This window comes from Streptomyces sp. NPDC031265, from assembly GCF_055570295.1.
Genome location: NZ_JBVIHM010000037.1, coordinates 1 through 20,408 on the forward strand (window position 1 = coordinate 1; position 20,408 = coordinate 20,408).

General features: G+C 69.3%; 17 protein-coding genes and 4 pseudogenes. 13 read left to right on the top strand and 8 right to left on the bottom strand.

Translation table 11 applies throughout. The annotated features are described in order from the left end of the window. Positions 1-286 precede the first annotated feature (286 nt). The 3 genes and pseudogenes from ACZ499_RS35450 to ACZ499_RS35460 form a co-directional block, all read right to left on the bottom strand. Positions 287-664, bottom strand: a pseudogene (locus ACZ499_RS35450) (transposase); the annotation flags it as partial. 254 nt (positions 665-918) lie between these two features. Then, positions 919-1,659, bottom strand: coding sequence for a response regulator transcription factor (locus ACZ499_RS35455; protein WP_468680729.1), 741 nt, complete (start codon positions 1,657-1,659; stop codon positions 919-921). Continuing rightward, positions 1,656-2,462 carry a sensor histidine kinase gene (locus ACZ499_RS35460; protein ID WP_468680731.1) on the bottom strand — a complete coding sequence of 269 codons (807 nt, stop codon included), beginning with the start codon at positions 2,460-2,462 and terminating at the stop codon, positions 1,656-1,658. The genes ACZ499_RS35455 and ACZ499_RS35460 overlap by 4 nt, the downstream gene beginning before the upstream one ends. A 77-nt stretch (positions 2,463-2,539) precedes the next feature. Here ACZ499_RS35460 and ACZ499_RS35465 point away from each other — a divergent pair, with 77 nt between their 5' ends. From ACZ499_RS35465 to ACZ499_RS35485, 5 genes and pseudogenes are all read left to right on the top strand, one after another. Continuing rightward, positions 2,540-3,613 carry an alpha/beta fold hydrolase gene (locus tag ACZ499_RS35465; protein ID WP_468680733.1) on the top strand — a complete coding sequence of 358 codons (1,074 nt, stop codon included), beginning with the start codon at positions 2,540-2,542 and terminating at the stop codon, positions 3,611-3,613. Beyond that, positions 3,541-3,840: an alpha/beta hydrolase gene (locus tag ACZ499_RS35470; RefSeq protein WP_468680836.1), complete on the top strand. Its 300-nt coding sequence runs from the start codon at positions 3,541-3,543 to the stop codon at positions 3,838-3,840. Before ACZ499_RS35465 ends, ACZ499_RS35470 begins: the two co-directional genes overlap by 73 nt. Positions 3,841-4,526: 686 nt before the next feature. Further along, the gene (locus ACZ499_RS35475) at positions 4,527-5,225 is read left to right on the top strand and encodes a DUF4097 family beta strand repeat-containing protein (RefSeq protein WP_468680735.1); all 699 of its coding nucleotides are present in this window, start codon (positions 4,527-4,529) and stop codon (positions 5,223-5,225) included. 53 nt (positions 5,226-5,278) lie between these two features. After that, positions 5,279-5,792: pseudogene (locus ACZ499_RS35480) on the top strand (IS5 family transposase); the annotation flags it as partial. A gap of 412 nt (positions 5,793-6,204) precedes the next feature. Further along, positions 6,205-6,548, top strand: a pseudogene (locus ACZ499_RS35485) (IS110 family transposase); the annotation flags it as partial. Positions 6,549-6,744: 196 nt separating this feature from the next. Here the strand turns inward: ACZ499_RS35485 and ACZ499_RS35490 are convergent. Continuing rightward, the gene (locus ACZ499_RS35490) at positions 6,745-7,311 is read right to left on the bottom strand and encodes a hypothetical protein (RefSeq protein WP_468680737.1); all 567 of its coding nucleotides are present in this window, start codon (positions 7,309-7,311) and stop codon (positions 6,745-6,747) included. 813 nt (positions 7,312-8,124) lie between these two features. Between ACZ499_RS35490 and ACZ499_RS35495 the strand changes: the two genes are divergently transcribed. Beyond that, a complete protein-coding gene (locus ACZ499_RS35495) occupies positions 8,125-8,610 on the top strand; it encodes a hypothetical protein (protein WP_468680739.1) in 486 nt (161 codons plus the stop codon). A 1,282-nt stretch (positions 8,611-9,892) separates the two neighbouring features. Here the strand turns inward: ACZ499_RS35495 and ACZ499_RS35500 are convergent. Continuing rightward, positions 9,893-10,741: an alpha/beta fold hydrolase gene (locus ACZ499_RS35500; protein ID WP_468680741.1), complete on the bottom strand. Its 849-nt coding sequence runs from the start codon at positions 10,739-10,741 to the stop codon at positions 9,893-9,895. Between the two features lie 91 nt (positions 10,742-10,832). Between ACZ499_RS35500 and ACZ499_RS35505 the strand changes: the two genes are divergently transcribed. Both ACZ499_RS35505 and ACZ499_RS35510 read left to right on the top strand, forming a co-directional pair. Beyond that, positions 10,833-11,339 carry a MarR family transcriptional regulator gene (locus ACZ499_RS35505; protein WP_468680743.1) on the top strand — a complete coding sequence of 169 codons (507 nt, stop codon included), beginning with the start codon at positions 10,833-10,835 and terminating at the stop codon, positions 11,337-11,339. A gap of 7 nt (positions 11,340-11,346) precedes the next feature. Beyond that, positions 11,347-11,584: pseudogene (locus ACZ499_RS35510) on the top strand (IS982 family transposase); the annotation flags it as partial. Between the two features lie 63 nt (positions 11,585-11,647). On the opposite strand, the gene ACZ499_RS35515 reads toward ACZ499_RS35510, so the two are convergent. After that, positions 11,648-12,211 carry a TetR/AcrR family transcriptional regulator gene (locus tag ACZ499_RS35515; protein ID WP_468680745.1) on the bottom strand — a complete coding sequence of 188 codons (564 nt, stop codon included), beginning with the start codon at positions 12,209-12,211 and terminating at the stop codon, positions 11,648-11,650. A gap of 199 nt (positions 12,212-12,410) precedes the next feature. On the opposite strand from ACZ499_RS35515, the gene ACZ499_RS35520 reads away from it, so the two are divergent. Then, a complete protein-coding gene (locus ACZ499_RS35520; protein ID WP_468680837.1) occupies positions 12,411-13,826 on the top strand; it encodes an MFS transporter in 1,416 nt (471 codons plus the stop codon). 994 nt (positions 13,827-14,820) lie between these two features. Here ACZ499_RS35520 and ACZ499_RS35525 read toward each other — a convergent pair. Next, on the bottom strand, positions 14,821-15,216 hold the full coding sequence (locus ACZ499_RS35525) for a hypothetical protein (protein ID WP_468680747.1): 396 nt from the start codon (positions 15,214-15,216) through the stop codon (positions 14,821-14,823). A 450-nt stretch (positions 15,217-15,666) separates the two neighbouring features. Next, on the bottom strand, positions 15,667-16,515 hold the full coding sequence (locus ACZ499_RS35530; protein ID WP_468680749.1) for a class I SAM-dependent methyltransferase: 849 nt from the start codon (positions 16,513-16,515) through the stop codon (positions 15,667-15,669). 33 nt (positions 16,516-16,548) lie between these two features. Between ACZ499_RS35530 and ACZ499_RS35535 the strand changes: the two genes are divergently transcribed. From ACZ499_RS35535 to ACZ499_RS35550, 4 genes are all read left to right on the top strand, one after another. Continuing rightward, entirely contained in the window at positions 16,549-17,079 is a 531-nt protein-coding gene (locus tag ACZ499_RS35535; RefSeq protein ID WP_468680751.1) for a DsbA family protein, read from the top strand. Positions 17,080-17,104: 25 nt separating this feature from the next. Further along, positions 17,105-17,914, top strand: coding sequence for a MarR family winged helix-turn-helix transcriptional regulator (locus tag ACZ499_RS35540; RefSeq protein ID WP_468680753.1), 810 nt, complete (start codon positions 17,105-17,107; stop codon positions 17,912-17,914). 445 nt (positions 17,915-18,359) lie between these two features. Beyond that, positions 18,360-19,709, top strand: coding sequence for an LGFP repeat-containing protein (locus ACZ499_RS35545; RefSeq protein WP_468680755.1), 1,350 nt, complete (start codon positions 18,360-18,362; stop codon positions 19,707-19,709). A 76-nt stretch (positions 19,710-19,785) separates the two neighbouring features. Then, the gene (locus ACZ499_RS35550; protein WP_468680757.1) at positions 19,786-19,944 is read left to right on the top strand and encodes a hypothetical protein; all 159 of its coding nucleotides are present in this window, start codon (positions 19,786-19,788) and stop codon (positions 19,942-19,944) included. The last annotated feature ends 464 nt before the right edge of the window (positions 19,945-20,408 follow it).

Sequence of the window (20,408 nt, forward strand, 5' to 3'; positions counted from 1 at the left end):
AGGTGGCGATGTCGCTGTTGCTGCTGCCCGCCGCCAGGAGGGAGAGGATGCGGATCTGCGCGGCGGTGAGTGACGGATGGGCCTCGTGGGCGAGGTACACGCCGATCTGGAGCACAGCCCGTTCGCCGAAGCCACTGCCCTCTCCTCGTTGGGCGGGACCCGCCCAACGGCCCGCCCCTCCTGGCCAGCGGCCCCGCCCTCGGCGGCCCATGCCCTGGCCTCGCGAGGGGATTACGTTGGCCAGCGTGAACTTGCTGGGGTGGAGCTATCGGTATGTGGGACCTCCTGAGAGGGCCATTTCGTCGACCCCGGTCAGCCGGCGCTGGCGCTTTTTGACGATGGCCGGCTCGAAGGAGCCCTCCCGGTCCCGGGGCACGTCGATCCCGACCGGGCCGATGTCGGTCAGCACGGTCTTGGAGCGGGTGCCGTTGCGGGAGTTGCCGCTGTCCTTGCCCGCCGGGTCGTGCTTGTCACAGCCGAGGTGGTCGGTGGTCTCGCCCTCCAGGGCGGACTCCAGAACCGTCTTGGTCAGCTGTGGCGACAGCCCGTCCTCACCAGTCAGCTGCAGGCCCTTGCTCCGGGCCTGCTCGACGAGCTGGTCGATGAGCTTCCGCTCGACCGCCGCACTCTCCGGCAACGGTTCCGCCTGGTCATCGGCGGCCATGAACTCGCTCACGGTGTCAGTCACTTGATGTCTCTTCCATGATCATCAATTACGCTGGTGAGCGTACAGACCCACCCAACGCTCTGGGGCCTCCCGCAACGCCTACGCGGCCGACCTCTCCCGCCGCGGGGACGGGCAACTCCCCAGGTTCCCATAGCCGGACCTGCCCCGGGGGAGCGGTGGCCCAGGCGTGGACCGCCCGGGAGGCTGGTCCAGCGGCACAGGCGGGCCGGGTCAGACCACCTGATGTTGCGTCAGCCCATGACCCCGGGCACGACCAGGCCGGTTTCGTACGCGATCACCACCGCGTGGGTCCGGTTCTGCGCACCGAGCTTGGTCAGCACGTTCCCGACGTGCGTCTTCACCGTCTCCAGGCTCACCCTGCACGACTCCGCGATGTCCGGGTTGGACCGGCCGGTGGCCATCAGGCGCAGCACCTCCTCCTCCCGGCCCGTCAGCGCCGCCTGCGGCAGCGCCTCGGCGGATCCCCGTGGGCGGGCGGTGACCATCTGGCGCAGGGCCGCCGGGAAGAGGATCGCCTCGCCCGCCGCGGCCACCCGCACCGCCTCCGCGATCTTGGGGACGGGGAGCCGCTTGAGCACGAAGCCGCTGGCCCCGGCGCTGAGTGCGGCGGTGACGTAGTCGTCGTTCTCGAAGGTGGTGATCACCACGACTTTCGGCGGGTCGGCCGGCCCGGCGAGGAGCTGCCGGGTGGCCTCTATGCCGTTGCGGCGCGGCATCCGTACGTCCATCAGGACCACGTCCGGCCGCAACTGCCGCGTCCGCTCGACTGCTTCGATGCCGTCGACGGCCTCCCCGATGACGGCAATCCCGGGCTGCATGGCGAGCAGCGTGCGCAGACCGCTGCGGGTCACGTCGTCGTCGTCCGCGATCAGGAGGGTGGTGCAGCTGGAGGCACCGGCGGTGTCAGTTGTGACGGCTGCGCTCGCCTCGGGGCCGGTCGCGACCGCTGCGCTCGCTTGTGAGCCGATCATGCGGACAAGCGTACCGGCAGCCGGACCGCGAGCCGCCAGTGCTCCGGTCCGTCCGGACCGGCCCCGATTTCGCCGTGCAGGAGCCGCACGCGCTCCAAGAGGCCGGGCAGGCCGTGCCCGGACGTCGGGAAGGCACCCGGGCTCATTCCGCTCCCGGCTTCGGTCCGGTTGACCACGCCGAGCTCCAGCGAGTCCGGCGTGGCCGCCACCTTGACCCGGATCGGACCGCCCGCTCCGTGCCGCAGTGCGTTCGTCAGCCCCTCCTGCAGGATCCGGTACGCCGCCCGGGAGAGCGTCCCCTGCACCTGCGCATAGTCGCCCGACAGCTCAGGCTCCACCACCGCGCCCGCGTGCCGCAGCCGGTCGAGCAGCTCGGGCAGGTCGGCCAGGGTCCGGGCCGGCGCCGTCCCCGCCTTCTCTTCGCGCAGCATGCCCAGCACGTAGTCCAGGTCCTCAAGGGCGGCCCGGGTCGACTCCTCGATGCTGCGCAGGGCGGCCCGCGCCGCCACCGGGTCGGCACAGAGCACCTCGCCCGCCACCGCAGCCTGGATCGTGGCGGCCGTCAGGGTGTGCCCGATCGAGTCGTGCAACTCGTGGGCCAGCCGGTTGCGTTCGGCCAGTACCCGCTCCCGCTCGGCCGCCAGCGCGAGCCGCTCGGCCGACGACGGACCCAGCAGCCTGGGCGCCAGCCACCGCAGGGCGTACGTCACCGCCAGGCACAGAGCCGCCGCCAGCAGCAGGCAGCAGAGCGCCGCTCCCCAGCTCTGCCAGCCGCTCTCCGCCCGCAGCGACCAGCCGTTCACAGTACACGCAGCAGAAGCTCCAGTGGAAACGCTGCGACGCGAAGGGCCCCGCCACCTTCCAGTGCGCGACGCTCGAGGTGCCGCTGGACTACAGCGACCCCGGCGGCAAGACGATCGGCCTCGCGATATCCCGGCTGAAGGCGGGCAGCGCGAAGGCACGTCACGGTGTTCTGCTGCTCAACCCGGGCGGCCCCGGCGCACCGGGACTGCAGCTGCCTGCCGACCCGCTCATGAGGTTCCCCGCGGAAGTGAAGCGGCGGTACGACCTCGTCGGCTTCGACCTGAGGGGCGCCGGGCAGAGCTCTCCCGTCAGCTGCGGGCTGACCGCCGAGGAACAGGCTGACCAGCCGTACAAGGCGGAGACCTTCGCGAAGGACGTGGACCGGGTCCGTACCGTCGCCGGGAAGTGCCGGGCCAGGGCCGGTGACAAGCTGCCGCACCTCACCACCCGCAACAGCGCCCGTGACATGGACGTCATCCGCGCCGCGCTGGGCGAGAAGACAATCTCCTACCTGGGGATCTCCTACGGGACCTACCTCGGCGCTGTCTACATGCAGCTGTTCCCCCAGCGGGCCGACCGGATCGTGCTGGACAGCGCAACCGACCCAACCCGGATCTACAGGGGGATGTTCCGGGACATGGCGAAGGCGGCTGAGCAGGCTTTCACGCGCTGGACCGCATGGACCGCTCGTCGGCACACGACCTACGGACTGGGCGACACCCCGGCCAGGGTCCGCAAGACTTACTGGGACCTGATCGCGCGGGCGAACCGCAAGCCCATCCTTTTTGAGGGACAGACCCTCACCGGCGACGGCATCCGTTCCGACAACCGCACGTTCTTCCACGTCCAGAAGGCCGCCGAACGGATCGCCGGGCTGAAGAAGGCGGCCAAAGGCAAGGACCCGGCTCCGTCCGGCACGCCCGGTCAGGTGCAGGAGCCGACGACAACTACGCCTCCATCGCCTGGTCCTTCATGTGCGCTGACACCCGCACCTGGTCGCACGACCCTGAGGAGTACCGCCGCGAGGCGATCCGCGACAAGGTCCGGTATCCGCTGTACGGCGACTTCGCGGCCACCATCACACCCTGTGCCTTCTGGGAGCAGGGCAGCGAGCCGCAAACCAGGATCGACAACACGGTCGGTGCGCTGATCACGCAGAACGAGTGGGACTCCCAGACGCCGCTCTTCTCCGGCCGGGCCATGCACCGGGCCCTGCGCGGCTCCCGGATGCTCACCGTCGCCGGCGGCGAGGGACACGGTGTCCTCTACGCGCCGGACAGCAGTCCCTGCGCGGACAAGGCCGTCACGGTCTACCTGACCACGGGCAGGCTCCCCGCCAAGGACCTGACCTGCCAGGCTCCCGCCGGGCAGAAGTAGCAACCCCGCACGTTTCCCGTCCCAACACGCGCAGCAGGGGCGGGCCCGTGTCGGGCGTGTGGCAGGCGCAGCGGCGCAGGGCGAGAGCTTCTGGCGGGAGGGGATGATTCCGACTGTGCACTATTCCCTTCTTGCCTCTGTCCTGCCGGGGCCGAGGGACCAGATCACCTTCGGTCCGCGTCCGGGCGCCGTCCGGGGCCCTCCGGCCTCGTTTGGGGCAGGAGGCAGGTCTCGGCGGGGCAGTCGGGCGCAGCAGCCTCTTCCGGGTCGTCTTCCCCGTCGTGGTGTAGCCGATCACGGTCTGTCGCCTCCGCTTCGCAGTTGTCGGGTACGTGCCCGCTTCGGGCCGTCTCGCGATCACAGCTGGTCCCGGCTCGGCGAGCCCCAACAGTCCCTCTGGCGGCGGTGGTTCGGGCTGCGATCGGGGGATTCCGCCAGCTCGATCGGCTACACGACGAGAAGGGACGCCATCCTCTTCCGGTGGAGCCGGCAGTAAGTCACGCGATCTCCTCACGGCGGCTGGGGTCGCCGTGAGGGTCAACCCAGTCCTGGCAATGGGGGGTTTTCCCCATCGTGGGCGGGGCTATGGCTGGGTAGGGTCGCATTGACTGATCGTCGATTCAACTCGCTCCACACGGGGGAACTTCATGCGACACCCACAGACGCGCGTCCCTGCAGCACTGGCTTTGGCTGCTCTCACCGTCGGCGGGCTCTCCGCGTGCTCGGCCCTGGACCAGAAGAACTTCGAGGACGACGCCAAGGTGCCCCAGAAGGTCACCTCGATCCGTCTCGACAGCAGGAACGGCGGGGTGAAGGTGGACGCTTCGGCGGACATCTCTACGATCTCCGTGCACCGCAGGGTCAACTACCGCGGTGACAAGCCGAGTGGCACGTCCTTCCGCGTCCAGAATGGCATCCTGATGCTCTTCGGCTGCGGCAAGAACTGCGGCGTCGACTACGTCGTCAAGGTGCCCGCCGGTCTTCCGGTGACGGGAGGCACGTCCAACGGTGGCCTCACACTGACCGATGTCGGCACGGTCGACGTGCACACAAGCAACGGCGAGATCGCGGTGTACGGCGCGAAGGGCCCGGTGAAACTGCGCACGTCCAACGGTGCCGTCAGCGTCAAGGACGTCAAGGGCGGCGGCATCGACACGCAGACGTCGAACGGCGAGGTGACGATCCAGACGCCCACCCCGCAGAACATCAAGGCTCGCACGACCAGCGGCAGCCTGACGGTCACGGCGCCGCCCGCCCAGTACCAGATCTCGGCGGACCTCTCCAGCGGCGAGAAGAAGGTGGCATTCAAGAACGACCCGTCAGGCAAGTACCGCTTGGACCTGTCGACAACGAACGGTGACTTGACTGTGAAGTCGGCAGGCTAGGGCCAGTCCGATGGGTCGCGTGCCGGTCCCAGCCGTGGGTCGTTGCGATCGGTGTGGGGCGAGGAGGTCTGTCGGACGCGGAGTGGGTGCGCTTGGTGCCGCACCTGCCGAAGAACGCAGGGCGGGGGGCGGGCGTCGGAAGTGTCACCGCGTGTTGATCAACGGCATTCTGTTCCGTCATCGGACCGGTATCTCCTGGAGGGACTTGCCGCTGCGCTTCGGGAACTGGAAGACGGTGCATGATCGCCACCGGCGTTGGTCCGCGGGCAGTACGTGGAAAGGATCCTGCGGGCCGTGCAGGCCGACGCCGATGCGGAGGGCCGCATCGACTGGAGCATGGTGAGCGTGGACTCCACGTCCTGCCGTGCCCACCAGCACGCCGCCGAAGCCCGCAAGAGTCCACCCCGGGTACCGGGGAAGTGGATGTGGCTCGCCCAGCATCGGCCCGCTGAAGCCCTGGGGCGCTCCCGAGGCGGGCTGACCACGAAGATTCATCAGCGCGTCCGCGCGGCCGAGGTGTACGTCGGCTTGGCCCTCGTCGCCGAGGGCGGCATGGACCCGGCCGGTCTGGGAAGCTACCAGCGCCTTGACCGCGGGCAGCTCGGACTGTGGATCGCCGCGGCACTCTGCGCCACCACACCCCTGCTGCTTGGGTGTTGCATGGTCGCCTTCCCCAGGGGTGTGCCGGCCCGGTAGGCGAGGGTCTGACATCTTCGGAGGTCTGGCTCCACGCGTTGTGCCGGGTTCGGCCCGCCGTCCGTCGGTCCTGTGCGCCACGCCCGGAGGAACCGGCGCCGGAGTGGAATCACCGGCAACGGCGGGGGCACAGGCGGCAGCAACGACGGCTGGGAACCTCAACGAACTGCCCCGGTTCCGCCACGCGGACAGCCTCTGACCTGGGCGGTCAAAGTTCCCTACGTTGTTCTGCGGGACCGGGCGGGCCCTTCGTATGGTTGGCCCACGCCAGGGGCGTCGGGTGCACGACCAGCCGGTGCTCTACCTCTCGGGCCGGGCCATCCACCGCGCCTCCGAGGGCTACCGCGGCGAAGGCAAGACCGACGCCAAAGACGCCGCCATCATCGCCGACCGGGCACGCATCCGCCGCGACCTGCACCCCTTACGTACCGGTGGTGAGACCGTCACCGACCTCAAGATCCTCACCGGTCGGCGCAAGGACCTTTGGTCGCCGACCGCACCCGCACCGTCAACCGGCTCCGCGCCCAACTCACCGGTATCTTCCCCGGCCTGGAGCGCGAGCTCGACCTCACCGACACCGGCCCGCTCACCCTGCTGACCGGCTACCAGGCACCGGCGGCCCTGCGCGGGATCAGTGGCAGAGGACAGCCGGTGACGGCTCGCGTCAGCACACCCCACGAATCGGTGACATCTGAGCTCGGCGCGAACCAAGCGGGGGAGCCACCCATCAGAACGGATAGGAGCCGATCAACACCCGGGGTCTTGCGGTGGGGGATGCAGCCACCAGCTGACGGAGCTTGGCCCTGTGAAGGGGTTGCGCACTTCACCCGCGAGTGCGGCGCCGATAGTAGTGCGCGGTAACCACGCCCAGGAGCGGCCCCCAGGCGACCAAGGGTAGATAGCAGGCGGTCAGGAGCCAGTTGCCCCACGGCGTGATGTCCATCTGGCCGTGCAGGGTCGTCCAGACAAGCAATACTCCATAGACGCTGCAGGCGAGTGTGCCAAACGCCGCCGGGATAACCGCAGCACGTACCGGGACCGGGCGGCCTCCGAGATACGGCAGCCAGCGCGGCCACACTTCTCCCCACGGCCGCACCAACCCGAGCGTCAGCCAGGCCAGGCCTTCTTGGGCCAGCGACAGCAAAGGCAGCACCAGCAGGCCCCAGCCGGGCAGGAGCATCGCATCGTACTCGGACTGTCCGAGTCCGAGCGGAAGGCCCAGCACGACGGCGAGGCGCCACATGGCCGACGGCAGAGACGCCCAGACGACCGCGGCCGCCGCACGTGGCGCCCAGGCCGGGATGTCCTGGACCGTCCGATCCGATGCGCGGTCGGTGGAATGTGTCCTTTCGGTCGGCGTGATGCCGGAGAAGGGAACTGTGGTGGGCATGTGGCAAGCTCCTCGATGAGCAATGTCGTTCGATGCCCTTGATGCTTTCGCGGACCCCGCGCTGTCCGCGTCCGGCCACGGCACGACCACCATCCGCCATACGGCGCAACGGCATTGCCGCCGTATCGGCCCCGAGGCGTACGCGCCGCCGCAGCCAGGCAGTGCCACTCGGATCACCGAACGGACCAGAGAGCGACCCTGCGTTATGGAGTGCTGTCATCTTGAGGGCGCATGAAAGGGCCCTCAGGTGCCGGCAGCGCGTTGCTGGTTCTCATCGACACTTCCGCGCCGGTCCGCAAGTGCGCTCCCTCGACGGAAGCTTGTCAGTCGGCCGGAGCTGGGCAAAGCCCGCAGGCAGGCTGCGACGCCCACGGTGAGGGCGATGGCCGTGATGCTGCCGGTCGAGATGCCGACAGTGCTGATGGCCCCGGCGTAGCGAGTGCGGCGAACGCACCTGGCCTGCACAGACTGGCCCGCCATGTCTGATGCCGAAGTGGTCTTCCTTGGGTAGCCAGGTCAAACCGGTCGCGGCAAGACCGAAAGGGGCGTGACCGTCGCCGAGGATCTTCTCCTGCTCCGTCTTCGTGTACCGAGGGAGCCCATTGCGGTCGGTGCTGGAGAGGATTGGATGGGGGTTCCCGGAATGCGCCCTGCTCGGCACCCGCGCCTGAGCGGCAGCCCTCAGAGGAATGCGGTCCGTGACGGGCGCGCCTAGCCCAAAGCCCATCACCTGGGCGAGGACGCAACTGCCGCCAGAGCCATAGCGAGTGGTGCACGGTGAGTGCCGTCCGCCAGCCGTGCAGGATGGTCTCCATGAGTGCTCTCTTCGGTCTTCCCGAGCCCCGTCGGGTTCTGCTCGGCGAGTACCCGCTGTGGGACGAGGCTCTTGCCCATGTCAACCGGGATCTTGCGGTGACCTTGCCAGACCAAGGACTTCTGCAACTGCGGGGACTTCCCCCATGCATCGAGGGCGAGGCCGAGCACATCTACATAGCCCGGGCCAACGGCGAGTGGCACGGCAACTTCGTGGATCCGGACTCGGCGAGCAGCCCTGTCCTGGCCCTGGCGGCCATCACCGACGCCGCGCAGGAGACTGTCACCGAGTGTCTGTGGCAGGCATGGCCGCTGTGTGGCGAACACGACCTCGGCATGCATCCGCGTGAGGCGGACGGGCAGCTCTCCTGGTGGTGCGCAGGCGGCAACATCCAGCGCGAGGCGGCTCACATCCGTGCGGCTGTGGGCGGCCTCGACAGCTTCGTCCGCCCGTGCCGGCCCCACAGGCGTCGGCGTGCAGGCTGATTACCTGCTTCACCACAGCCGCAGTGGGCTGCGGCTGGGCCAAAGACCTCCCCGACCGGTGAGCGCTCGCCGAAGACGCCCGGCAAGGACGCGGAAACGGAGGAAATCACCGCCTGGGAGAAGGGAACGCAAGGCCCATCCCTCCCGCCGGATTGCGGTCGAACACGCCAACGCCGAGCACAAGCAGTGGCGACCACTCCAGTGCCGGATCGGACGCCGCGAGTACGACGACCAAACCACCTCGCGATCGCCGGACTCATCTCCGACCGCACCGCACAGCGGTGACCAGCCACCAGCCAACCCACCAGGCCAGCACAGCCCGACGCCTGTCGTGCACCACGTCGTCTGCGCGGATCCTCGTCACCGGCCTCCCGCTGTACAACCGGGCCCCGGTGGCGCTCTTCCCTCCGGGCGCAATGGGCGATCTTTGAGGCGCCTGGTTTTCCCGCCCGACGGAACCAGCGCGCCGAGCAGTGACGGGCAGATCGACGGCGCGGCAACACTCCACACATGTCTGTCGACGATCCGTGCGGGGCGATCGCTGCCGTCCTGTATCCGCAGCTGGTTCCCGCCCCCACCGCCACGGAGCCCCTGCCCGCCAGCGCCCTCCAACACGCGGGCGCCAACGACGAGATACCGTCCCTTGTATCCCGGCCGGGCCGTGGCAGGGCCTGGTTCCGCGCTGGGGGAGCGCGAGAAGGCCTCTCCCGCCACTCGGGAGAGACAGCCCACGGGGTGGGCCGCGCGTTGCCCGCCCGTGGTGGGGCCCTGGAGCCTGACACCGTGAGCCGCCGCCCGCGGGCCCTCGCCGCCCCGGGCGAGCGGCCGTCCTCGCGACGCAGCGAGGGTCTCCACGCCGTCCGCGACGCGGCACGCCCTTTGCGCCGCGTTCCCGTTCCCACCCCCCGGATTCAGGAGTGTCCGATGTCCCCGTACCCCCGTGTGGCGCATCCTGCCCGCCGCCTCAGCGCCTCGCCCTGTGCACGGCCCTGGCCGCCGTCGCGGCCGGTACCGCCGCCCCCCCGCCCCGGTCTCGGGCGCGCGGTGGCCGCACACCTGCCCGCGCAGGGCCGCTTCGTGCGCGCCGCTCCCGCTCCGGGGCCGCGCTCCGAACGGGCCGCACTCGCCGGACAGCAGGCGGCGCCCGGCGCCCTCGCGCAACCGGCGGCATCGGCCGGCTTCGCACGCGACCCGGGATGGGACTGGACGAGTCAGAACGATGTCTTCTTCTAGCCTCCGGTGGTGCTGAGTCCGGGAATGATGTGGAACCTCCCACCCCGGTTCAGGGCTTGCCGAGGAAGTCCAGGAGCATGCTGTTGAGTGCGGCGGCCCGGGCGAACGGGACGCTGTGGTGCGACAGACCGGGGAGTACTGCGGTCTCGACGTGTGGCAGGTGCAGCCGCGCCGCCGCCTCGACGCGCCGAATGTCGTGCGCCCTGCTGTCCCCGGCAAGCAGCACCAGCGTCGGGATCGTCGAGCTCCGCAGTTGCCGGGACCTCGGGCGATTGCCCACGACGGCCTTCGTGCGCGGGAATTCGGCGGCGAGCCCGTATAGGTCCAGCCATGTGGGGTCGACTTCCGCGCCGTGGGTTTCCCAGACGAGGAACGCGCGGGCCCGTTGGGCGGTGGGCCGGATGAGCATGGGAAGGGCGCGTAGCAGGTACCCAGCCTTGAATCCAGCGAAGCATCGGGTGGGATCGAGGAGGGCGAGCTTGCGGACCCGCTGCGGCATGCGCAGCGCATAGGTGAGGGCGATCCATCCGCCATAGGAGTGCCCGCACAGGTCGGCGCGGCCCAGGCCCAAGCCGTCGAGTACGCCGTCCAGCCAGTCGAGAAGGTCGTCGACGGACCGGACGGGGCGGCCCCCGCGCAGGCTGCGACCTGCCTCGCCGATCCGGTCGATGGCGTAGACGCGCCGGGTGCGGCTCAGGTCGGCCACGTTGGCAAACCACACTGCCGAGGTGGCGCCGCCACCGTGCAGCAGCACCAGCGGCTCCCCGCCCACAGGGCCGCACGCGGTGACCTGGGTTGTGCCGTACACCGACGTCAGGTCCATCCGGTCGACGGGCACGGGCCAGTGGTCCAGGACGGCGTCGTACGCCGCCAGAAAGCAAGACAGGTCTTCTGCCATGGGACGCCCTCAGAGAAATAGGTCGCTGAGCAAGTATCTCGTTGAACGAGATACTATGCATGCTGGATCGATCACGGAAGGGCGGAATGGCGTGGATGAAGGAGAGCCTGGACTGCGCGTTGTGCATCAGCTACGTGCCATCACCGTCGAACTCGACCTGCTCGGAGCCGAGTTCGCGCAACACAACAGCCTGCACCCGACCGACCTGCGTGCCCTGATCTGCCTGTTGGATGCCGCTCGGGCGCACACGCTCGCGACGCCCGGCTGGCTCGGGCGGCAGCTCGGCCTGAACTCTGCGGGCACCACGGCCCTTGTCGACCGGCTTGAGAGGCTCGGCCACGTGCGGCGCACACGAGACAGCCGCGACCGACGCCGTGTGCTGCTCGAGGTTGATGAACGGGCAGTCACCCTCGGACAGTCGTTCTTCGGACCTCTGATCACGGAGGTCGTCGCTGCGACGCGGACCTTCTCCGACACGGAGCTGGCAACAATCCAGCGCTTTCTGCTGAACGTGCACGAGGTCGTCGCCGCACAGCGAGACGCTTCGAGCTTGCTCACCCGAAGTCCCGTGCCGCAGAAGAAGCGAGGGCCTCAATGATCTGTTTGTGACGACAGACCTCGAGACCCTCTTGACCGCACTGTATGTGAAGATCGACGACGAGATCGGAGGGACCCCGATGGATGGGGCGACCGCCCCGCCTCGGCGACTCCGAGCTCGTCTGCCTGGCGGTGGCGCAGGCGCTGCTCGGCCACCGCTCCGAGGCACGCTGGCTGCGCTTCGCCCGCAAGCGGCTGTCCGTCATGTTCCCCTACCTGCCCCAGCAGTCGGGGAGCACTTCACGGAGCCCTGGCACCGCGGAGCCCTGGCGCCGCGTCCGAGGGCTGATCCCGGGGACCGGGTCGGGGTCACAGCAATCGGTCGACCAGTCCGTCGACGTAGTCCGGGGTGAGCTCCATGCCGAACAAGACGCGGATGTACATCGGGGCCAGGATGTGGTCCAGCACGCCGAACACGTCGGGTGCGTCTTCGCCACGTTCGCGGGCGCGATCGAGCATGGACTGCAGTTGCCGGGTGCGTTCGTCGCGGAGGTCGTCACGCGCCTGCAGGCCCTGCTGGCCGTTGCTCGACAGGGCGACGGCCAGGCGCACCAACAACAGGCCGTCGGGTCCGGTGATCTCGCGGGCCACTTGGGCCGCGTAAGTGCGCAGGTCGCCGGCCAGGCTCCCGGTGTCGGGCATCGGCGACCGCGCGTTGAGGCGGGTGAGCGCCACGTCGGTGAGCAGGGCTTCCAGGCTGCCCCACCGGCGGTAGATGCTGCTGTCGGCTACGCCCGCGCGGGCCGCGACCTCGCCGACGGTGAAGTTGCCGTAGCCGCGCTCACTGATCAGGTTGATGACGGCCTGGTGCACCTCCGCGCCGACGCGGGCGCTGCGCCCGCCGGGCCGCCGGGCTCGCTGTCGCTCGTTCATGCCCCCACCTTAACGCAGTCGTGACTTGCGTTTGCGAGGCAACCTCCTTACAGTCGCCTAACGCAGTCAGCGACTGCTTTAGAGCGCCCAGAGGCTGACCCCGTCAGCCGTGGAGAGGCGCAACCAACGATTGAGAGGAAACCCCTTGGCTGTATCGCCTGCGGCCGTAGGCAGTCGACCAAACCGGGCCGTGCTGCTCATGGTGACCTGCCTCGGCCAATTCATGGTCCTGCTCGACAACACGATCGTTGGAGCAGCGCTGCCCGATATGCAGCACCGGCTGCACACTCAGCTGACCGGTCTGCAATGGATCGTCGACGCGTACGTACTGCTGGTCGCCATGCTGCTGCTGTCCGGCGGTGTCTTCGCCGACCGGTTCGGCCGCAAGCGGGTGTACCTGACCGGCGTGGCGGTGTTCACCGCCGCGTCCGTGCTGTGCAGCCTCGCGCCCACGGTCGGCTGGCTGGTCGCCGGCCGGGTGCTGCAGGGCATCGGGGCCGCCGCGCTGAGCCCTGCCTCGCTGGCCCTGCTCGCCGCCGCCTATCCCGTGCCGCAAGAACGAATCAAGGCGATCGGGCTGTGGGCCGGACTCAGCGGAATCGGTCTGGCCGCAGGCCCCGTGGCCGGCGGCGTACTGACAGACGCCTTCGGCTGGCCCGCCATCTTCCTCGTCAATCTGCCCATCGGCGTGGTCCTTCTGCTGGTCGGTCTGCGCAGCCTTGAAGAGGCCAGCAATCCGAGCGCCCCCGCGATCGACATCCCGGGGACGGTGCTGTCCGTTCTGGGGGTGGGGGCGCTGGCCTACGGGCTGATCGAGGGTGGTGCCCGCGGCTGGACGTCGCCGGTGATCCTGGGCAGCTTCGCCGCCGCGGTGATCCTCCTCGCCGCCTTCGTCGCCGTCGAAGCGCGTCGTTCCGCTCCGATGCTGCCGCTGAGGCTGTTCCGGCAGCGGCTGTTCACCGTGTCCAACACCGCCATGGTCGTGGTGGGGTTCGCGCTCATGGGTTCGTCGTTCTTCTTCTCCCAGTTCTTCGTGAACGTCCAGGGCAGCTCGATCCTGCGCGCCGGCCTGCAGACCCTGCCGGTATCCCTCGGCATGGTGATCGTCAGCCCGTACGCGGGCCGGCTCGCCGCCCGGTACGGCTTCCGAATCGTGGTTACCACCGGCCTGGCCCTGGCCGGCCTGGGACTGCTGGCGCTCGGTATGGTGCACGCCGACACCGGCTACGGGAACGTGTGGTGGCGGCTGGGAGTCGTCGGCATCGGCTTCGCCCTGACCATGTCCCCACTGACGGGAGCGGCCATCCAAGCAGTCAGCCCGCAGGAAGGCGGCCTCGCGTCAGGCATCAGCAGCACCACCCGGCAGATCGGCGCGGTGCTCGGCGTGGCGGTACTCGGAGCCATCGTCCGCACCCGGCAATCCGGCGGCGCCTCCTTCGAGACCGGCCTCAACAGCGCCTTCGTCGCGGCTGGCGCCGTCACTTTGGCCACCGCCGTGTTCACCGGCCTGTGGCTGGCGAGGTCCAAGCCTGCGGAAGGCTCCGCGGCGCCGCAACGTTCCACCGATCCAGGTGGGGTCACCACCTTGAAAGAGGCATCCGCGAACAGCCGTTGACGGCGACACCGACCTTGGCCAGGAGGCGTTCCGCCGGATGATCCCCCGGCGGGACGCCTCCCGGCCGCCAGGATGACGCTCCGCGCCTCTCACAAATGACCATCTGTCAGAGTTCTGAGAACGGCCCCCCGGGTGATCACGTTCCCGCAGGTTGCCGTTCGCGAAAACCCCCTCAAAACCTGCGCGTTGTGCGAGGCACTTCTGAGAGTCTTCCCGCATGGATCTCACGCCCGATCAGGCCGCACTTGTGTGGTCGGGTAGCCAGATCACGTTGCCGTGACCCGGCCCATCCAAGTTTGCCTCCAGTGTCTAACTTGTCCCTCGGTTCGAGCGTCCTTGCAGTGGTGACTTCAAAGGCTCAACTGATCCACGTGGGCACCCTTTCGGGCCGGGCCACCAGGACCCGTATCCGGCGAGTTGTGCGAGAGACGGGTGAAGGTCCCGTCGCCCGGTTTCCTCCGGCCTTTCGGGCCGCCGGCCTTCGCTTCTTGGATCTCCCTTCTCCCGCTGGGGAGTTCAGCCTTCCTTGCGGTCGGCTTACCGAGCCGGGTGGCTTGGACCCCTTCGGGGTTTCCACGTTCCGCACCAGTAAGACGCGGCCGGGTGAGCGCCCCCTCTACCCCGGGACCAGCGGTGTCCTCCCCTCGGGCTCAGTTACCCGGAGGTCGCTTGGTGCGTTGCAGTACCGGGTTCTGTGACCGCCGCTTGCATGCCATCGAGCGGTGTTGAAGTCACGGGGCATCATCAAGGGTTCACTTGCGTTCGCCCGTCCGGCCTTCCCCTCACCTGTGGCTCCTCGATGGCCGAGGCGCCCTTGGGCTTGAACGCTCCGCTTCACACCCCGCCGTTACCAGCGACGCATGGGAGCGCGGGGACGGGCCCTGGAGACTGGCCCGAAGTTCAGCCGATCGATACCTCCTTCACGTGGCTGTCCTTACTTACGTGGTGCGACTTCGTGTCGCACACTGAGCGGCTCAGCTGGCGGGCGAGCGCTTCAGGTGGCGAGTCGGTCCGCGGAAAGCAGCCACCGCCAGCGCGGACGCTCCGTGATGAGGGTGGCGGCGGCCAGCAGGGTCACCGGGACCGCCGCCCAGGCGGGCCAGGCCAGCCACGAGGAGATCACGGCCGCGGCGAGCTGGAGCAGCACCAGCAAGATCGTGGCCCAGCCCGGCACCGCGATGATCACGTTGGCCTTGTCCCCCGAGGTGGAGAAGAGCGTCGGAAGGCCGATCAGGGCCACCACGGACAGGGCGGCAAGCAGCCATGAATGGCCCGCCAGGGCCCAGGGCGTGGCCACCCACGCGACGAGCTCCGTCGCGAAGCGCAGGGCGGACGCGGCGCGGTCGTCCGGTCGCCCCGAGGTTGATTCCCCACCAGAAGCATCGGTCACCTGCGGACACTCTCACGGCGCACGGCCGACCGCCAGGAGTTTGGGACACCTCCGTCGCACCATGGCTTCCCGTATGCCCGTACAGCCGGGACGCTGATGGGTGTGCCGGGCCACTCGGCGGTGGGCAGCGGCGCGTCCGGATCCCGGATCAGCCGCCGCCAGGACGCCGGCGCGTTCGCGGGGAACAACTCCCGCCGCCAGGCCAATGCACGCACCTCGAAGTCGAGGCCGATCCAGGCCTCCGGGTCCGTCACATCGAGCGCCTGGTCCAGAGCGGCTCCGGCCGCCCGACGGCCGCATATGTCTCGTCTTCGCTGGTCAGTATGGGTGAAGCCTAATTGCTGCCCGGCAGCTCGGGCACGGCGTTAAATCCCCGTTTCCGGACCCCGGCCCTCGCGTATCCGCCCCCTGGGAACAACTGACGGCTCTCGGGACAACCGGCAGGCGGCCCTATCGGCGGACCGCCGAGATCAGTCCGCCGGACTGTTCCTCGTGCTGCGGCGGGGTGGTGATCGGGCGGCCGTAGGCGGCGGCGCGCTCGCGCAGGGCATGGCTGGTGGCCTTCCAGCCATGCCCGGCCAGCCAGTCCACCGGGTCGTCGGGCATCTCCGAGAGCCACATGGACGCCGCCGATCCCGGCGCGGCATCCGCGCGGAAGCGCTCGATCACGCCGCGCGGGCTCAGCGTCAGCCCCATCCGGCTGCCCGGCGCCGACTGCGCGCTGATCCGGGCCAGCAGCAGCTCCACCGCTTCCTCGGGGAGGTAGATCAGCAGTCCTTCGGCGATCCATACGGTCGGCACGGTCGGGTCGTGTCCTGCGGCGGCCAGCGCGGCTGGCCAGTCCTCGCGCAGATCCACCGCGACGGTGATCCGCTCGCAGCGTGCGACGGCCCGCTCCTGGCGCAGTACCGAAGCCTTGAAGTCCAGTGGGGCGGCGGTGTCGACCTCGAACAGCCGGGTGCCCTCGGGCCAGTCCATCCGGAAAGCCCGGCTGTCCATACCCGCGCCGAGCAGCACGACCTGGCGGACCCCGGACGCACAGGCCTGCTGCAACAGGTCGTCGAGGAACTTCGTTCTGATGGTGATGGAGTACGACACGGCCAGTCGGCGCAGGTGCGCGGCCTCGTCGGGCAGCGGCGGCGAGGAGGGCCCCAGGCCGCCCGCGGTGGCGAAGGCCTGTGCCAGCGGGTCGCGGAACAGCGCGTTCTCCCGCTCGCTCTCCAGCGCCCGTACCCTGGCCACGCCCACCGCCGTGGCCCACACTCCCGACGGCTGCACCCGCTCCTGCTCATCAGTCACCACGCCAGCCTAGACGGTCGACTTCAAGGAGTCATGCCCGTCCTGGCGGGGGAGGCACCGAAGGCGCGGACCGGCTGCGCCGGTGCTGCTTTCGGTGCGCGTCCACGAGGACCCGCGCTGCCCGCGTGCGCGGCCTTCGAGGCCACGGCGAGCCCGGAACTCGCCCGCAGAGCCGCGGTCGGCACGCTGGAGATCGAATACGTCTTCGCCTCCTTCCTGGACCGCACGCTCGGCGGAGGCGATTCGGCCCGTGCAGTGAACGCCCTGCGTGTGGCCGTGGACGCGGGCCTCTTCCCCGCCTACCGCGCGGCTGTCTTCGCCTCCCAGCCCAGGACGCGGACCATCGACGGATTCCCTCCCGACTTCCTCCTGGCGGTCGCCGATCAGGTGCCGGGCCCGCGCGTCGCGACTTTCGACCACGCGATCCGCACCACGCAGATGCGGCATGGGCGGCAGCCGGCGCGCCGACGCCGCGCAGGGGCGGGGCAGCGCGGCCTCTCTGCGGCGGATCCTCGGCGTCGAGCGGGCCGGCTCCACCGAGCCTGGTGCGTGCCGCCGACCTGACAGCAAGGCCGCGACGGACGCCCATGTGCTTGATGCGCTGGCGCGTGGCATCCACCCGCCGCACTCGTTGGGGCGCGTGCGCCGCCTCCCGAAGGAGAAGCTGGCCGCGGACATGGTCGGCCTGTGCGAGCGCGGCCTGTCTACACTGACGGGCTTCACCGATGCGGGCCGCGCAACGAAGGAGCGCGTTGAGGCTCTGGCCGACGGGCTTGCCGCCGCGCCGTACGAGGCGCTGTCTTGCGCGGAACGTGATGGGCTGGGCGCGGAGCTCGAGCCCGTCACCGCGGTTCTGGTGGCGGCGACCCACCATCACTTGCTCAGGCAAGTCACTGGAGTTGCCTGGGCAAGTATGATGGGGCTCATGAACACCCAGTCACCCTGGCTCGACGACGACCAGCAGGCCCTGTGGCAGGAACTCCTGACCGTCGTCATCGCCCTACCGGCGGCCCTCGACCGGCAGTTGCAGCGAGACGCGGGCATCTCCAACTTCGAGTACGGAGTGCTGGCCCGGCTGTCCATGGCCGATGAGGCCACGATGCGGCTCAGCGACCTGGCGAGGCTCTGCGACAGCACCCAGCCCCGCCTGTCGAAGCTGATGGACCGCTTTGAAGCCCGGGACTGGGCCACCCGCCGTCCCGACCCCGGCGACGGCAGGTACACCCTCGCCACCCTGACCGACACCGGCCGTCGAAAGCTCGCCGACAGTGCACCCGAACACGTCGCGCAGGTGAAGCGGCTCGTGTTCGATCCCCTCAGCGCCGCCCAACGCCGCCACCTCGAGGCCGCACTGGCCCGTATTGCCGCCACCGTGCGCCAGGAACTCGAAGGAGGCTGAGCCCTGTCCTCGCACGAGCCTTTCCTCACCCCGTTACCGCTGGTCCACATGCTTCTCGCGCTGGCTGGGCAACGCTGCGAAGGCTGGGGACAAGGCGCCGTCCGACGCGGTGAGGACGGTCGGGCGAGCGCCGTCCTCCACTGTGATCACATGGCTCATCGTGGCGCGGGTGCCATGGCCCGTGAGGTGGGCGGCACGGCCCCGCGCGGCAGCTGTCCAGGCGACATCGACCGATCGTCGGCCATGTCGACTCCCCGTCGGCCAGCCAGGCGCAGACGATCGCCTGACCTCCGGTTCTCGCGGCTGAGAGGTCCAGTTCCTGGAGGCCCCGGTAGTTCTCGCGGCTCGTGAAGGGCCGGCCTGTTTGCTTGTGTCGCGGACCTGCCCATTCCCTGGATCTTCGAACACTGTCTCTCTGGTTGGCGTGTGCACGAAAATCACTCGGGTGAACACCATCAGAGAACACTTAACGCCCCGCCGACGAGCCCGCGGACGGGGAGCGAAGATCTCGCTCCTGCTCACCGCTCTTCTCGCCGGCTCCGTCCTCTTCCCGGCGACGGCGTCCGCCGCCGGGCAGGACCCAGAACAGATCTGTGGCCATACGGTCCAGGGCCGCATCCTGGAAAAGTACCGGGAGTACCGGGACACGCTCGGCTGCCCCCAGAGCGACGAGCAGACCGCTCCCGACGGGGTGGGCCGGTTCAGTGTCTTCGACGGCGGCTCGATCTACTGGAGTCCCTCCACCGACGCCCATGCCATCTGGGGCCTTGTCCGCGACAAGTGGGCCGCCATGGGCTGGGAGAAGGGCTCTCTCGGCTACCCCACCAGCGACGAACTGTCCGCGCCTGACGGCGCCGGGAAGCGTCAGGTGTTCCAGGGCGGCTCGCTCTACTGGCACCCCACGCGCTCCAACGGCGTCCACCCCGTTTGGGGCCTCATCGGCCAGCGCTGGGGACAGGCGGGCTGGGAAGGCGGGGTGTACGGCTACCCCATCACCGACGAACTCCAGCAGGAGGGCGTCACCCAGATGTTCGAGCACGGCCCCATCCGGTGGTCGCCGAACGAGACCGCGAACCCGCTGATCCCCCGCGCGAAAGCCAAGCTCCTCGATGGGAAACCCACCCCGGGCGACCTGGACGAGAGCGCAACGCTGCTGCCCAAGGGCGCCGACCGCGGCATCGTCGTCGTACGCGGCTATATCGGTGACGACGGCAATCCGGTGAACCACTCCATCGGCAACCACCGCCTGTGGAGCACCGAGCCCGAGGCCAGCTCCAAGGTGGCCTTTGCCTGGGACACCGCCACGGGCCAGGTCGGCATCTACGTCGAGCACTCGTGCGTCGGAGACCTGCCGTGCCGCAACGCCAAACCGCTGGTGCGCACCGAGCACGCCAAGGTCGTCCAGGACGATCGGACTCCGCAGAACGAGTACTGGGTGGAGCCCTACGGCGACGGCGGCATGCGGGTCGACGTGTCGGCGGTCAACTCGTTCGCCGATGTACCGGGATCGAGCATCGCCGACCTCGGCCGGATCAACGCGACGTTCTACGTGTACCCGCACGGATACGACGGCAACAACAGGAACTTCACCGGCTTCGACGTCAGGACGGTGAAGGACAAGTTCCCGTCCTGGGAAGTCCTGCGCTACCCGCGCCTCCTGGAAAAGCCCGACTCGCTGCAAGCCCTGTGGCAGGGCGCCGTGTGGCAGACCAGCGTAGGTGACCTGAAGGCTGCGCAGCACTCCTGCTACCGGACCGACCCCGACCACGCCCCCGCCAACATGACCTGCAACTGATCAACACGGGAGGGCCGGTCCGTCCGGTCCTCCTGCTGAGGCAAGTTGCTGGGCCAGGCCGTGCCACGGTTCGGAGGTGACCGTCGCCGTGTCGTACGGCAACAAGCCCGGCAATGCGTGGTTCACCATCCACTCCAACGGCGGGTACCGGATCGGCCAGGGTCTGCGCGTCGTCATCGACGAGAAGGGCAGGCACCACACCGTCAACGTCAAGGCGTACGACTACCACCACTGACCGGGACGGGTGCTCTGGGCGGCGGTGATCCTCTGGTCGTGCAACACGGCCAAGGACCAGCACTTCACTTCACCGGTGCTGACACGGCATTCAATCGTTCACCACCCCACGCTCGTCCAGGCGTTGGTGAGCGCGGATCACGCCTGGGGAACGCTGCGGGCCCCGCAGCGTTCCCCAGGCTCCGGCGCGTACCCGCTTCGCGCACCGCCTGCTCCGCACCATCGGCACAGCTCCCGACGTATGAACCGCACCGTGCGCTGCTCAAAACCTGACCGCCACCCAGGCCCACAGCGCTCCGACGAAGAGCTGGGGAACTGAGGGCGGAAATCCCCAGGCGACCGCACCTCGCTGCAGTACGGGCATCGTGCCGGACACCCACTGTCCGCATCCCCCTGATCGCGTCCGGCCCTCGGCCGTGGCCAGCGGGAGGGCGGACCTGTGTGCTGCCGAGGTCATCGGCCCCG

Bases quoted from the DNA above. Each gene is read 5' to 3' on its own strand.
- ACZ499_RS35515 (WP_468680745.1), bottom strand. From the start codon at position 12,211: ATGAACGAGCGACAGCGAGCCCGGCGGCCCGGCGGGCGCAGCGCCCGC.
- ACZ499_RS35520 (WP_468680837.1), top strand. From the start codon at position 12,411: ATGGTGACCTGCCTCGGCCAATTCATGGTCCTGCTCGACAACACGATC.
- ACZ499_RS35455 (WP_468680729.1), bottom strand. From the start codon at position 1,659: ATGATCGGCTCACAAGCGAGCGCAGCGGTCGCGACCGGCCCCGAGGCG.
- ACZ499_RS35535 (WP_468680751.1), top strand. From the start codon at position 16,549: ATGCCCGTCCTGGCGGGGGAGGCACCGAAGGCGCGGACCGGCTGCGCC.
- ACZ499_RS35495 (WP_468680739.1), top strand. From the start codon at position 8,125: ATGAGTGCTCTCTTCGGTCTTCCCGAGCCCCGTCGGGTTCTGCTCGGC.
- ACZ499_RS35490 (WP_468680737.1), bottom strand. From the start codon at position 7,311: ATGCCCACCACAGTTCCCTTCTCCGGCATCACGCCGACCGAAAGGACA.
- ACZ499_RS35500 (WP_468680741.1), bottom strand. From the start codon at position 10,741: ATGGCAGAAGACCTGTCTTGCTTTCTGGCGGCGTACGACGCCGTCCTG.